A 13,372-nucleotide genomic window follows, 5' to 3' on the forward strand; every position below is an offset into this window, starting at 1 on the left:
AAGATTTGTTTAGGGTTTTCGTTGTGAGTCTCAACTAATGTTAGGCAAATTCTTTAAAAAACCAGAATCTCCCGATCAAGACCGAGTTCCCCCGGGCCAATATCTCGCTAGTGGTTTTCCTGTGCTTACCTACGGGGATACTCCCCAAATCAAGACCGAGGAATGGTTATTTAAGGTTTGGGGAAAGGTGGCCACGACTAAAATTTTTAACTGGTCGGATTTTATGACCCTACCGCAGTCGGAATTTACCAAGGATTTTCACTGTGTCACCCGTTGGTCAAAATTAGATGTGACTTGGACGGGAGTTAAGGTATCGGATTTGATGACCTTAATTGACCTGCTGCCGGAAGCTACCCACGTCATGCAACACTGTTACGGGGGTTATACCACCAACCTCACCCTAGAGGAATTCCTGCACGAGGATAATTTTTTCGCTTTTCAACTGTTTGGTCAACCTTTACCCCCCGACCACGGTGGTCCGCTGCGTTTAGTTGTTCCCCATCTCTACGCGTGGAAAAGTTCTAAATGGATTAATGGTCTAGAATTTCTCGATCGAGAGCAATCGGGTTTCTGGGAACGTAATGGCTACCATCGACGAGGTGATCCCTGGTTAGAGGAACGTTATGGCGGTTTTTAACCAGTTTTGGCTTAAAATCGGGTGAGATTAGCAATCAAGTCTGGTAATTACTAGCATTAAAACAAGCAAAAGTCAAGGGGGAAGCAACAAATTTTTACTCGATCGCAACTGGTTAATTATAATTGCCGAATTGCCTGATCGCACTTTTGAACATATCCTGCTAACCCCAATGCTTGAAATAATTCCCGCGACTGAAGATATGCTTCTTTCGCTTCCGATATACGATCGAGTTTATAGTAGGTAAGTCCCAGATTAAACAGAGTCTTTGGTTCTCCTATGATATACCCTATTTCCTGAAAGATTTCTAGGGACTTTTGATAAAACTTGATCGCTTTTTGGTATTCTCCTAGGGAATCGTAAACATTCCCCAAACCTAGATAGGAATAAGCTTCTCCTGTTATATCAGAGATTTCCCGTTTGATCGCTAAAGACTGTTGATGAAACTCGATCGCTTTTTGGTATTCTCCTAGGGAATTGTAAATATTGCCCAAATTATTGTAACAATACGCTACTCCCCTTATATCATCAATTTCCCGTTTGATTGCTAAGGACTGTTGATGAAACTCGATCGCTTTTTGGTATTCTCCTCGGAAACGGTAAGCATTGCCTAAATTATTGTAAGAATCTGCTTCTCCCCAGCGATCTCCGATTTTCTGAAAGATTGCTAAGGACTGTTGATAAAACTCGATCGCTTTTTGGTATTCTCCTAGGAAATAGTAAATACCTGCTAATGAGTCGAGACTCGCAACTAAATCAAGTTCTAGATTTAACTCTTTTTGTAAATCGATCGCTTTTTGATAATACTCGATCGCAAGCTGTTGTTCCTGACGATAATCTGACAATGGCAGATTTAATAAACGAAGGTTATAAATCTTAGCTAAACTGGCATATAAACTCGCTAGTCTTGGCTCTTTTTTGCCTTTATTTACCTCGATTTGCTCGATTAGTTCTAACAAGTCTTCTTTAGAGATTGAAGGAATATCTTTATCTATAGTAATTTCGTCAAAAGATTGTAAAATTGGTAAAAATTCCTGACAAGGTAAAAAGTTACTTGGAGGAGAAATAAAGCGAAAAACTCCTTTTCTCCAACTCCAAAAATCGGGGGACTTTTTGCGTAAATTTACTTCCACTGTGCTTGTTACCCAAAGAACGATGGAATAGGGAAATTCTCGCAATCCTTCCCTTGTCCATTGCAGATAACCAAAAAATTTATCTAGTTCCGATTTTTCCTGTTGCCATTCGGTCGCAACGCGCTCGCTACGCGAGATCGAGTGTAATTTTTCCACTCCTGTGGTTGTGATCACGGCGTTTTTGCTTTGTAATAACTCTGGTTTTCTGGAGACTAAACTAGCAATTGCTGCTCTTAAACTCGGTTCTTTTTGATCTAAATCAATCCGATAACAAGGGATTACTGGTTCTAATTCTTGGCTATAGCGATCGATGATTTCTTCTCGCAATTTTTCCTGATCACACACACAAATCAATATATTTAATCTCTCTTGATTTGCCTCTAGAGAGACGATTAAACCTTCGTATTCTCTTTCATTTTGGTCAATAATTGAAGATGTTTCATTATTCATAATATGCCATTCAAATTGTTCCTCTTTTTTTCATTAACTCAACCACAATCGGATGCACATTATACCAGAGATCGCCATTGCGGTATTCCAAAATATATAAACCATGCAGCAGATCTAGAAAATTTTGATCCTTGAGATCCTTCGGTTTTGACTTTTCATAAACAGTTTTAATAATTTCCTCATCTGCTGTACCGATACTTTCAGCAAAATCGAGACTAAGTTCTGTGATTGATTGTTCTAAAACAGCTTGATTAATTTTTAGGGTATTATCATCAGGATAACGACGAACCGATCGCAAACAAACCCGACAGCAATCATTAGTAATGCGAATTAATTCTCGTAACACTCCCCCACTATAAAGACAAATTTTTTCGAGGGTGTCAGGATCGATTAAAGCGGAATCGATGCGCTTAGTGATAATCTCGGTTAAAGTGGCAATAATTTGGGGATCGGGTATAGCATTAGGTGAATTAATGTCTCCCTGTTTAAAGAGTTTATATACAGGCATTTGTACAATCTGATCATTAGTTTCTGTTTGGAGAGTTGCCTTTAAAGCTACTTCTCTTAAAGCGGCGATCGGAATAGTCATAATAATCCGAAAACCGGGCAACATAATCGCTTTAATATGGGATTGAAAAATATCCCTTACCTGTGCTAAGTCAATTTTATCAATGTCATCAACAATTACTAAGATTTTTTTCTGACTTTGGGACTCGATCGCACTAGCTATAATGTTAATTTGGGCAACTAGATCGGTAATTCTCCGCTCATATTTTTGTTTGATTTCCTGGCGAATAGTCGAATTAATCTTGAGAATTCCTTTAATGTGAGCTAGTAAAGAAGAAAAGTTAAAACCTGTTTCGAGAGTGGCATCTGCTTGATTAGTTTCGGTGCGAATTTGTTCAGCAAACCATTGATAAAAGCTTTTTTTAATAGAATCTTTAATAGTTAAATTTTGGGCTTCCGCTTCTGACATCATCTGAACGGCGATCGAGAATAAAATATTAACATGATTTACGTCTGACATTTCGATCATGTCTGAGATCGAGAAGAAAACAACAAAATAGCGATCATCTAACTTTCTTTTAAATTCATAGAGTAGGGTTGACTTACCACAACCCCGATGTCCTGCTAGAATAATTTTTCCGTCTTCCGAAGGACTATCTTCGACCAATTGTTCTAATTCGTCGATAATTTCTGTGCCGTATTTAACAGCAAAACGCTGTAATTCTTTATCCGATCGCAGGGGTAAAAGTTCCAAATTGCGATAGGCTTCTCGAAAGGGTTCCAGTAAAGGACTAACCATAAGTACTTAGGGTTTGCGGCAAAAAGTTTTTCGTGGGGGTAGGGTGTGGGGTGTGGAAATTATGAATTATGAATTATGAATTATGAATTATGAATTATGAATTATGAATTATGAATTATGAATTATGAATTATGAATTGGGTAGTTGGCTCTTATAGGTTCTGTGTGATAAGTTTAACTTACAGAGGATCGATCAATCTTTGTGTCCTTTGTGTCTTTGTGGTTCCTTCCACTCGCTCGCTAGGAAGAATGTATTTTAGAATACATTTTGCCCACCAAACCTAAGAGAGCCAAAAAACTAACTGATAACTGATAACTGATAACTGATAACTGTTATTTTTCTGCTGCCCAACTGTCGGGAGTGTAGGTTTTTAATGCCAAAGCATGGATGGCTTCGGTAGCCAGTGCCGATTGTAAAGCGCCATAAACCATTTGATGCTGTTTAACGCGGGTTTTGCCAGCAAATTCGCCAGAAATAACCACCGCTTCCAAATGATCGCCACCTCCCGTTAAATCCCGAACCATCACCTGTGCATCGGGGATTTGTTCTTGAATCATCGCTTCTACTTGGCGAAAGTCAACCATCTTAACTCCTCAAAACAATTAAAAATACTCTGATCCCATTGTTACCGAAAGCTCGTCAATGGGGACAAAATTTACTGCTGTGGGGGGGAGTTGTTAGGAGTTGCGGAGGTGGGAGTCGGTGCGGAGATGGGTGTGCTGACAAATCCCATCTCGTAGAGTTGTTGATAGCTTTTTTGTCCTAATTCACTGGTGGGGTTTTGGGATTGAATCACCTGAATTAACAAAGGAACCGCCAATTCTGGCTGATTTTGCGCTCTATGGACCAAAGCAAGCTTATAGGTGGCTTCATCCCGCATTTGTCCCGTGTTTAAAGCACTTTGACGCTGAGAATCGAATACTTTCGGGTCAATTCCTGAGAAACTATTAGCTAATTGCAGATGATAGTTAGATAGTTGGTTAAAAATCCGACGCGCTTGATTGAGTTTCTCCACAGCGACACTGTATTTAGCGGCATTAATAGCGGCGTTCGCTTCTTCCACTAAACGTTGTCCCCCCTGAAGACTCAACAGACTATCAGCTTGATTTAATGGTTTTAATTCGTTAGGATCACTGGCGGGATTGTTAGAGTCGGGGGTTTGTGCTTGTCCGTCAGGTGCGATCGCAATCACTAAACCGATTACCAGAGTGAGCAGATAAATTAAACTATAAGGCTGTTTTCGCTTAACCATAAAATTTCTCGACTTAATGTTCCAGATGGGAACGGCTATTTTTTTAACATCGGCAACTGGCCTATAGTAGCTTTTTTGGGGCAGTTTCGATCCGACCCCAGCTTTCTAGACGTTAGCTCTAGCGGTTTTGTCGCCATGGCAAGCGCTGATTTTTCCCGAAAAATCAGTACAAGTCCCCAAAAAGTTAATTTATCCCCCCGATTAATTGTTTAAATACCGATAATTCACCCCTTGGCAAGCTGCCCAGATAGAATAAAGAAAAAGTAGGAGTTTATTTAAAATGTCTGTATCACTGATTACCCGTAAGTTTACGGTGGAAGAATACGAAAAAATGGCAACCCAGGGAATAATCAAACCTGATGAAAAAGTGGAATTAATTCGAGGAGAAATTATCAAAATGTCACCGATGGGAACTCGTCATGCTTCTAGTATAGATAGATTAACACAGTTATTTTATCGAAAATTTGGCGATCTTATTCTCTTAGGAGTGCAAAATCCGATTAGATTAAATAATAACTCTCAACCAGAACCAGATTTAAGTTTACTAATACCTCGATCGGATTTTTATGTTGCTGCTTATCCTGGTCCCCAAGATATCTATTTAATTATTGAAGTTTCTGATTCTACCCTCGATTATGATCGCTATACTAAAATCCCTCTTTATGCGGAAGCAAATATTCAAGAAGTTTGGATTATCAATCTCAAGGAAGAATGTTTAGAAGTTTATCGCCATCCGCTGCATGGTAGTTATCAAGCTATTCAGAAATACTCTATAAATGAGAGGGTTTTTATAACATCTTTTCCCGATATAGAATTCACTATCGCAGAAATCTTAGGAGTGTAGTTAAAATGTCTGTATCACTGATTACCCGTAAGTTTACGGTGGAAGAATACGAAAAAATGGCAACCCAGGGAATAATCAAACCTGATGAAAAGGTGGAATTAATTCGAGGAGAAATTATCAAAATGTCACCGATGGGAACTCGTCATGCTGCCTGTATAGCTAGATTAACACAGTTATTTTATCGAAAATTTGGCGATCTTATTCTCTTAGGAGTGCAAAATCCGATTAGATTAAATAATAACTCTCAACCAGAACCAGATTTAAGTTTACTAATACCTCGATCGGATTTTTATGTTGCTGCTTATCCTGGTCCCCAAGATATCTATTTAATTATTGAAGTTTCTGATTCTACCCTCGATTATGATCGCTATACTAAAATCCCTCTTTATGCGGAAGCAAATATTCAAGAAGTTTGGATTATCAATCTCAAGGAAGAATGTTTAGAAGTTTATCGTCATCCGCCGCAGGGTAGTTATCAAGCTATGCAGAAATATTATCGAGGTGAAAGTATTTTTATTGAATTCTTTTCAGAAATAGAGTTAACTTTAATTGAAATACTCGGTAATATTTGTTAAATTAAATTCTAGAGCGTTTCTTATACTATTTTCTTTATTTCTGAGTAGGTAGGCGTTAAAAATTATCAGACACCACCCTTATCAAGGGGGGCAGGGGGGATCGAACCTAAAATCCATTTTTAATTTAATTATATTATAACCAGCTACTTGGCAGGCATCCTACTATTAGCTTTCTAAGAGATGGCGGTACTTTTCTCCGAGATTTTCCGTTGCTTTGGTTAATTTTCCCTTTTCGTCTAGGATGGGTAGTTTCATGATTTCCGATGAAGCTTTAATTAAAAGCAGTACCTCCCGAAACTTGGCTGCATCTTCCTCTAGATGGGGATTAAAAGTAGCTCGTGACTCCAGTTCATTTAAACTCTGAATAGCTCTACTATTCAGACTATTAACGAGGTATTGTAACTCCTTAATTCTGCGCTGAACTTGTCCTAAAAAACTCTTACTTTTATCTAACTGAGCTATTTTATTATCCACTTCCTTGGCGTATTCGATAGCTTTAGTTAGGGCTTTTTTCCCTTCTCCTCCTAAGACAAAACCACCAATCATTAAAGCAGGTCCGACGGTAATACCTCCTAAAACCACTGTTCCCAAAGCCATACCACCACCACCGGCAGCTAAAGAACCACCTCCTAACCATGCTAAGGTAGCATTCCAAGCGGCTACCCCACTAAGTCCACTAATTGCTGTTCCTGTACTAGCAGTACCGAAAAGACCAATTAATCCTAGGGTTGTCTGACTGGCTGCCGAAGCGACTCTCACTGCTTTTAAACCCCCCACAGCCAAACTTTGCGCGTCTAACACTTCTGCTTTATATTCCTTGAATTGTTCGGCAGAAAATCCCTCAAACCCTTCTAAGAAGCGTTGATGGGATGGGGAGGAATTTTGACCAAGTCTTTGACCTATTCTTTGATCAATTCTGCTAATAAACTTAATAAATCTGCCGATGGTGTTGATTTTGACATTAATTTGCAGTTGACCGTATTCTTCCGCGAATTTTTGGGTAGCTTGAAACTTTTTTTCTAGGGATTTGTTGGCTTTTTTGTATCTTTGTTCGGCACTTTTGCCAATTTTTTGCGCCTTTTGTAGCTTGGATACACCATCAGCACCCGCACTAACTCCCACACCAGCAGTAACTAAGGCCGCCGCACCAAGAATAATCGGGATAATAAAGATCATGACCGAAAAGCTCCTAGTTTATTCAGTTTTGTAAAATTCTACCAAGATAGTTAAAAAAAAATCAAGGATTGCATCGGTAGAATTACGGACCTCTTATTCTTTGTGTGATTAGTTTAACTTATATAGAAGCGATCAATCTTTGTGTCCTTTGTGTCTTTGTGGTTCGTTCCACGCACTCGCCAGCAAGACTGTATTTTAGAATAGATTTTACCTACCGAACCCAAGAGAGCCGAATCACTGAATAGCTGATAGCTGGTAGCTGAGGATTTATAACTTGCGTTCGTAACTTAACAAGGTATTTTTTAATAACATTGCCACCGTCATCGGACCGACACCCCCGGGGACAGGAGTAAGATAACTAGCCACTTCTAAAACCCCAGCATAGTCCACATCTCCCACCAAACGGTCAGCGACACGATTAATCCCCACATCCACCACCACCGCACCAGGTTTTACCAGATCTTTAGTGATTAAATTGGCTTTACCGACCGCAGGTACTAAAATATCGGCACTTCTGGTTATTTCTGCCAGATTTTCTGTGCGCGAGTGAGCAATAGTTACCGTAGCGTTTTCCTCCAATAACATTAAAGCTAAAGGTTTCCCCACTAGAATACTGCGACCCAGTACCACCGCGTGCTTACCAGCTATGGGAATATTATATTCTTTCAGCAGTGCCATGACCCCCGCAGGAGTACAACTGCGGATACAGTCCTCACCCCGCACTAAACCGCCTAAATTGAGAGGATGTAAGCCATCAGCATCTTTTTTCGGGTCAATTTGGTAGAGAAGGGAAACCGCATCTAAATGCTTAGGTAAAGGTAATTGAATTAAAATCCCGTCCACCCGCTCATCTTGATTGAGACGGACAATTTCCGCTAAAATTTCTAGTTCACTTGTATCGGTGGGAAAATGACGACCAAAAGAGGCCATGCCGATTTTAGTACAAGCTTTCTCCTTATTGCGGACATAAACGGCACTAGCGGGATTATCCCCCACCATCAACACCGCTAACCCCGGAGGTCTTCCCATTGGAGATTTTAGCGTCTGGATGCGCTCTCCTAGACCAAGTTGGATTTTTTGAGCTAAGGCTTTCCCGTCGAGAATTTGGCAAGTAGTTACGGACATTCTATGATAATACCGAGAACAAAAATCTTTCGGATCCATTCTATGGTCAAAAAGATTGGCTAATCGCACTCGTTAAGGTTAAAGCAAGAATGTCTATTCAGACTCGTGTAGGGCGCATCGGCAGTTTATTATTATTGCTAGGGTTATTCGGTTGTAGTACCCTTGCTGACCTCGGTATTGCCGTTCCCTACATCGGTGATCCTCCCCTAACAGCGATCGAGCAACTACAGGAAAAACCAAAAGGCGCTTTAGTTTATCTTAGGGGAACTGTGAGCAATTATGCCCCTTTTTTAGCGGGAGGGGCCTATCTTTTGCGGGATGGTTCCGGCAAGATTTGGATTCGCACCAATAGCAATAAATTACCCCGTCAAGGCGAAGAAATCGTCATTAAGGGCAAAATTGACTTTGAGGCTATTCCCCAGGGTTCCCAAACTATTAACGAAGTGTATGTGCTGGAATTAGAACAGATGGATGCAGTAGCGGTTAATTCGGTTCCCACTCCTTCCCCGTCCCCGGAAATTAAACCTTCCCCCACCTCAGAAGTTAAACCCCCAGAAAACAATTCTCCCCCAGTTTCAACTAAACCCCTCGAAAATCCCCGACAGGTGACAATTCCCAGCGCAGCTGAAACGAAACCCCCAGAAACTCCCGTCGTTACCCCCGTTAAACCCAATCCACCCGCGCAACCCGTCGCAGAAGCGATTACCCCCAAACCCCCCGCAGTGGTTAAACCCGTCCAAGATCCCCTTGATGCTTTCTTTTTGCCCCATAAACAAAGCGAGAAAAACAGTAATCAGTAATCAGTAATCAGTAGCGGGGCAAACAGATGGAGAGTAAAGTTTATGACAAAGCTTATAAGTTTGCCCTTAGGATTGTTAAAGGCTATAAATATTTGTGTGAGACTAAACAAGAATATATTTTGTCAAAACAGCTATTAAGGAGTGGCACTTCAATCGGGTCTAACATTGCCGAGGCTAATGGAGCCATTTCTCAAGCTGATTTTCGAGCTAAAATGTCAATAGCTTATAAGGAATGTCTAGAAACAAAGTATTGGCTGTCTCTATTGAAAGACACGAATTACATAGAGGAAAGAGCCTTTCAAAGTATCAATGATGACGCAGAGGAAATTGGTAAAATGCTTTGGGCTATTCTAAAAACCTGCCAAGAAAATACCAAAAACCGATAACTGATAACTGATAACTGATAACTGATAACTGATGATATTTGTTGCTTTGGCGATTTTAGAACAGGACGGTCGATTTTTAATGCAGTTGCGCGACGACATCCCGACGATTCTCTATCCGGGGGTGTGGGGTTTATTTGGTGGTCACTTAGAAGCGGGTGAAAGTCCAGAAATAGGGTTAAAACGAGAGTTAAAAGAAGAAATTAACTACGAAGCCCCTAGTTTACGCTATTTTCGCTCTTATAACGATGATAATCTCTCCCGTTATCTTTATCATGTACCCCTGACCGTGGAATTAGAAAAATTAGTGCAAACGGAAGGGCAAGATTTAGCTTTATTACCCCCAGATGCCATCCGTCAAGGGGAATACTATTCCCAGAAGATTAATCAGACTCGTCCTTTAGGAAAAATTCATCGCCAGATATTACTCGATTTTATAGAACTAGAATTATAGTGGATATTAGAGCCAGACAAGGAACTCCCCTATCTATACGGAAGTCGTAGTTAACACTGCTCCTCACCTCCCTCGAAGGCAAAATGCTCCCGCTTTTTGAATGGCTTTATTGAAACGTCAATCTTATTTTGGCTTTGTCTTTATGAACCAGTCGCGTCCCTCGTTCGTTTCCGTGCAGAAACTCCTATCTGGAGGTGCGATCGCTACCCTAGCAGTTAGTTCCCTGATGGTCCTCACCCCCGCAGCCAAAGGGGAAAAACCCTTAGAAGATAACCCGAAAGCAGTCATCGACCAGGTTTGGCAAATTGTTAATAATGAATTTGTAGATCGTGGTTTTCATCAAATTGATTGGCAAAAAAAACGTCAAGAATTGTTAAGCAGAAATTATACTAATCCCCAACAAGCTTACACGGCAATCCGGGAAGCTTTAAAGGAATTGGGTGATAGTTATACCCGTTTTTTAACTCCTAGTGAATTTTCTGTCCTCACCAGTCAAACCTCCGGAGAATTATCGGGAATTGGCATACGTTTGTCCCTCGATCAGCGCACTAGCGATCTGATCGTTGTCGATACGGTGAAAAAATCCCCCGCCAAGGAAGCAGGAGTAAAAAGCGGCGATCGCCTGATCAGAATTAATGGCAAACCCACCGCTTTAATGACCCTAGAACAGGCAATGGAGGCACTACAGGGAGAAGTGGGTACTAGCGTTAGTTTACAGCTTGCCCGTCCCGATCGAGGCGTGTTTGAAGTGACTTTGACCCGGGTAGATATCGAAATCCCCTCGGTTAGCTATACCCTGAAACAGGAAGGTGGGGTGAAAGTTGGTTATATTAAACTAGATGAATTTAGTTCCCACGCAGCCGAACAAATGAAAGAGGCGATCGAGGAATTAAGTCAACAACAGATATCCGGCTATGTTCTCGATCTGCGGGGCAACCCCGGGGGTTTACTATTTGCTAGTGTCGATATCGCTCGCATGTGGATGAAACAGGGCAAAATCGTTAGCACCATCGATCGACGGGGCGGAGATCGTCAATTTAGTGCCAATAACACCGCTATTACCGATTTACCCCTCGTAGTTTTGGTTAATAAAGGTTCCGCCAGCGCCAGCGAAATCCTCGCCGGGGCCCTAAAAGAAAATGGCCGGGCGACTTTAGTGGGTACATCGACCTATGGCAAAAGTACCGTTCAATCGGTACACACCCTCTCCGACGGTTCCGGTTTAGCGGTGACAATTGCCCGTTATTATCCCCCCAACGGCGAAAATATCTATAAAAAAGGCATTAAACCCGATGTGCAGATTGAGTTAACCCGGGAACAACAGCTGCGCTTCCGCGATGATCCTTCTTTGCTGGGAACTAAGGATGATCCCCAGTACCAACAGGCGATCTCAGTCCTACAATCCCATAATGTTAAACGTCCAGGCACCGGCAATCTCAATAACCCTTTGAGTAGTCGGGCTGAATAATTGTCCTCAATAATGTCTAAGTAGGTGGGTGGAATTAAATATAAGATGAACGTAGGTTGGGTTGAAGCATGAAACCCAACGCCCGCATAGTTTACACTACCGCTAACCCATCCTACAAATAATTGTGCCTCCCTACTTAGGGTTTGCGGCAAAAAGTACGGGCGAAGCATTCGGATAGGAAATCTACGTTTCACCGATAGGTTATTGCCCGAATGCTTCGCCCCTACAGGACACGGGCCGATGAAGACGCAAGGTGTTGAAGCACGATTCTTTCAAAATCTTGCACCTGTTTCACGAGAAAAGCCACAAAACCCTTACCTTGCCTACATTTCACATTTATTCAGCAAACCCTACTTAATCCCAACCTTGGCGAGATTTTACAATTCCCGACGACCTTCTAAAGCTCTCGCTAAGGTTACTTCATCAGCGTATTCCAGATCGCCGCCCATGGGCAACCCGAAAGCGATACGGGTAACTTTAGTGAAGGGTTTCAGTAAACCCCCAATATACAAAGTCGTGGTTTCTCCCTCGACACTGGGACTGATAGCTAAGATAACTTCCTGAATTTTTTTCTGGCTGACTCTGGTGACTAAAGACTGTATATTTAATTGATCCGGTCCAATGCCATCCATAGGTGAGATAACACCGCCCAAAACGTGATATTTGCCCGAATATTCCCTAGTTTTCTCCAAAGCAATCACATCTCTGGAGTCAGCTACCACACAGATAGTCCCCGTTTCCCGGTTAGGATTGCGGCAAATTTCACAAATCGGTTCGGCCGAAAGGTGAAAACAAACCTGACATAATCCTACTTGTTTTTTCGCTGCTACGATCGCCTGGGCCAATTCGATCGCATCTTGTTCCGGTCGTTTGAGAATATACAGGGCCAGACGTTGAGCGCTTTTGGGTCCGACTCCGGGTAATTTTTGTAACTGCTCGATCAAACGAGCTAAAGGCGGTGTATAAATAGCAGTTAATCCTCTTATCAGTTATCAGTTATCAGTTATCAGTTATCAGTGGGTAAGTTATCAGTTATCAGATTTGAGTTTTCAAGTGAGCAGTGTTACATGGAAGTTTCCTGCTGTCTTTTCACTGTTTACTGCTCACTGGTCACTGATTAAGACCTTTTTGGTAAACGGACATCGATAACACTGGTGTTGAAATTATAATTATCTCCTTCTAACTCGATTAAAGTGCCAATTTTCACCTTTTGACCGCCAACAACCGCACCGGTATCGGTAACTTCCGCTTGACCACTGAGAGTCATGATCATATCTTGAGAATAGTTTTCCGTGCGGGGATCGGGTAGGACTTTCACACTACCATCCGGCTGCGGAACTAAGACATTTCTCGATAAAGGTTTAACATTTTTTATATCCACTTGACCGGCTGGTTGATTACGAATAACAATATTAGTTTTCTTCTCGGTATTGAATTGATTAATCAAAGCGTTGGGATTAAGAACACTTAAACCCCGGACAATAACATCCACTTCTATGGGTTCTTTGGTCACTTGAGCGATCGTACTTTTACCACTCGTCCCCGGCACAACAAAAATACCGATAATTGTCAATAAAATTACTAAGGCCGCTCCGATATCAAGCAAGCTAAATTTACCGAATAAACGTCCTTTTGAGTCTAATAAATTCATAAGCGGTTCACTATAAAATTTTGGGGAGAAGGGAATGGGGAGTTGGGGGATAGGGGTGATGGGGAGAAGGAATTATGAATTATGAAGTGGGAAGTGGGAAGTGGGAAGTGGGAAGTGGGAA

15 protein-coding genes are annotated in these 13,372 nt (G+C 41.5%); 7 read left to right on the top strand and 8 right to left on the bottom strand.

Annotation, left to right across the window (positions count from 1 at the left end):
- Positions 1–37 precede the first annotated feature (37 nt).
- A complete protein-coding gene (locus B5D77_RS24840) occupies positions 38–637 on the top strand; it encodes a sulfite oxidase-like oxidoreductase (protein ID WP_008200046.1) in 600 nt (199 codons plus the stop codon).
- 116 nt (positions 638–753) lie between these two features.
- Here B5D77_RS24840 and B5D77_RS24845 read toward each other — a convergent pair whose 3' ends face one another.
- From B5D77_RS24845 to B5D77_RS24860, 4 genes are all read right to left on the bottom strand, one after another.
- Positions 754–2,217 carry a tetratricopeptide repeat protein gene (locus B5D77_RS24845; protein ID WP_106909870.1) on the bottom strand — a complete coding sequence of 488 codons (1,464 nt, stop codon included), beginning with the start codon at positions 2,215–2,217 and terminating at the stop codon, positions 754–756.
- Positions 2,218–2,227: 10 nt separating this feature from the next.
- Positions 2,228–3,523: a P-loop NTPase fold protein gene (locus tag B5D77_RS24850; RefSeq protein WP_106909871.1), complete on the bottom strand. Its 1,296-nt coding sequence runs from the start codon at positions 3,521–3,523 to the stop codon at positions 2,228–2,230.
- Positions 3,524–3,855: 332 nt separating this feature from the next.
- Positions 3,856–4,107: a BolA family protein gene (locus B5D77_RS24855; RefSeq protein WP_002755721.1), complete on the bottom strand. Its 252-nt coding sequence runs from the start codon at positions 4,105–4,107 to the stop codon at positions 3,856–3,858.
- 71 nt (positions 4,108–4,178) lie between these two features.
- Entirely contained in the window at positions 4,179–4,775 is a 597-nt protein-coding gene (locus B5D77_RS24860) for a hypothetical protein (RefSeq protein WP_039899817.1), read from the bottom strand.
- Between the two features lie 280 nt (positions 4,776–5,055).
- Between B5D77_RS24860 and B5D77_RS24865 the strand changes: the two genes are divergently transcribed.
- Entirely contained in the window at positions 5,056–5,619 is a 564-nt protein-coding gene (locus tag B5D77_RS24865) for a Uma2 family endonuclease (RefSeq protein ID WP_106909872.1), read from the top strand.
- A 5-nt stretch (positions 5,620–5,624) separates the two neighbouring features.
- Positions 5,625–6,194 (top strand): Uma2 family endonuclease, encoded by a 570-nt coding sequence (locus B5D77_RS24870; RefSeq protein ID WP_106909873.1) that lies wholly within the window; start codon positions 5,625–5,627, stop codon positions 6,192–6,194.
- A gap of 165 nt (positions 6,195–6,359) precedes the next feature.
- Here the strand turns inward: B5D77_RS24870 and B5D77_RS24875 are convergent, their stop codons facing one another.
- Positions 6,360–7,370 (bottom strand): hypothetical protein, encoded by a 1,011-nt coding sequence (locus tag B5D77_RS24875; protein WP_106909874.1) that lies wholly within the window; start codon positions 7,368–7,370, stop codon positions 6,360–6,362.
- 267 nt (positions 7,371–7,637) lie between these two features.
- Positions 7,638–8,495 carry a bifunctional methylenetetrahydrofolate dehydrogenase/methenyltetrahydrofolate cyclohydrolase FolD gene (gene folD / locus B5D77_RS24880; protein WP_106910066.1) on the bottom strand — a complete coding sequence of 286 codons (858 nt, stop codon included), beginning with the start codon at positions 8,493–8,495 and terminating at the stop codon, positions 7,638–7,640.
- A gap of 89 nt (positions 8,496–8,584) precedes the next feature.
- Here folD and B5D77_RS24885 point away from each other — a divergent pair, with 89 nt between their 5' ends.
- The 4 genes from B5D77_RS24885 (at position 8,585) to ctpB (ending at position 11,600) form a co-directional block, all read left to right on the top strand.
- Positions 8,585–9,295, top strand: a complete 711-nt coding sequence (locus B5D77_RS24885) for an OB-fold nucleic acid binding domain protein (protein WP_106909875.1) — start codon at positions 8,585–8,587, stop codon at positions 9,293–9,295.
- Positions 9,296–9,321: 26 nt separating this feature from the next.
- Positions 9,322–9,681, top strand: a complete 360-nt coding sequence (locus tag B5D77_RS24890) for a four helix bundle protein (protein WP_008200066.1) — start codon at positions 9,322–9,324, stop codon at positions 9,679–9,681.
- Positions 9,682–9,712: 31 nt separating this feature from the next.
- Entirely contained in the window at positions 9,713–10,132 is a 420-nt protein-coding gene (locus B5D77_RS24895) for an NUDIX hydrolase (protein WP_106909876.1), read from the top strand.
- Between the two features lie 142 nt (positions 10,133–10,274).
- Positions 10,275–11,600, top strand: a complete 1,326-nt coding sequence (ctpB, locus tag B5D77_RS24900; RefSeq protein WP_039899822.1) for a carboxyl-terminal processing protease CtpB — start codon at positions 10,275–10,277, stop codon at positions 11,598–11,600.
- Positions 11,601–11,977: 377 nt separating this feature from the next.
- Here ctpB and recR read toward each other — a convergent pair whose 3' ends face one another.
- Both recR and B5D77_RS24910 read right to left on the bottom strand, forming a co-directional pair.
- A complete protein-coding gene (recR, locus tag B5D77_RS24905; RefSeq protein ID WP_043999193.1) occupies positions 11,978–12,568 on the bottom strand; it encodes a recombination mediator RecR in 591 nt (196 codons plus the stop codon).
- Between the two features lie 149 nt (positions 12,569–12,717).
- Positions 12,718–13,251 carry a DUF4330 domain-containing protein gene (locus B5D77_RS24910; RefSeq protein WP_008200075.1) on the bottom strand — a complete coding sequence of 178 codons (534 nt, stop codon included), beginning with the start codon at positions 13,249–13,251 and terminating at the stop codon, positions 12,718–12,720.
- Between the last annotated feature and the right edge of the window lie 121 nt (positions 13,252–13,372).

It is taken from the genome of Microcystis sp. MC19, assembly GCF_003019735.1.
GTDB lineage: Bacteria > Cyanobacteriota > Cyanobacteriia > Cyanobacteriales > Microcystaceae > Microcystis.

Coding starts and splice junctions, on each gene's coding strand:
- B5D77_RS24845 (WP_106909870.1), bottom strand. CDS start 2,217: ATGAATAATGAAACATCTTCAATTATTGACCAAAATGAAAGAGAATAC.
- B5D77_RS24910 (WP_008200075.1), bottom strand. CDS start 13,251: ATGAATTTATTAGACTCAAAAGGACGTTTATTCGGTAAATTTAGCTTG.
- B5D77_RS24895 (WP_106909876.1), top strand. CDS start 9,713: ATGATATTTGTTGCTTTGGCGATTTTAGAACAGGACGGTCGATTTTTA.
- B5D77_RS24860 (WP_039899817.1), bottom strand. CDS start 4,775: ATGGTTAAGCGAAAACAGCCTTATAGTTTAATTTATCTGCTCACTCTG.
- B5D77_RS24875 (WP_106909874.1), bottom strand. CDS start 7,370: ATGATCTTTATTATCCCGATTATTCTTGGTGCGGCGGCCTTAGTTACT.
- B5D77_RS24870 (WP_106909873.1), top strand. CDS start 5,625: ATGTCTGTATCACTGATTACCCGTAAGTTTACGGTGGAAGAATACGAA.
- B5D77_RS24865 (WP_106909872.1), top strand. CDS start 5,056: ATGTCTGTATCACTGATTACCCGTAAGTTTACGGTGGAAGAATACGAA.
- B5D77_RS24855 (WP_002755721.1), bottom strand. CDS start 4,107: ATGGTTGACTTTCGCCAAGTAGAAGCGATGATTCAAGAACAAATCCCC.
- ctpB (WP_039899822.1), top strand. CDS start 10,275: ATGAACCAGTCGCGTCCCTCGTTCGTTTCCGTGCAGAAACTCCTATCT.
- folD (WP_106910066.1), bottom strand. CDS start 8,495: ATGTCCGTAACTACTTGCCAAATTCTCGACGGGAAAGCCTTAGCTCAA.
- B5D77_RS24885 (WP_106909875.1), top strand. CDS start 8,585: ATGTCTATTCAGACTCGTGTAGGGCGCATCGGCAGTTTATTATTATTG.
- B5D77_RS24890 (WP_008200066.1), top strand. CDS start 9,322: ATGGAGAGTAAAGTTTATGACAAAGCTTATAAGTTTGCCCTTAGGATT.
- B5D77_RS24840 (WP_008200046.1), top strand. CDS start 38: ATGTTAGGCAAATTCTTTAAAAAACCAGAATCTCCCGATCAAGACCGA.
- B5D77_RS24850 (WP_106909871.1), bottom strand. CDS start 3,523: ATGGTTAGTCCTTTACTGGAACCCTTTCGAGAAGCCTATCGCAATTTG.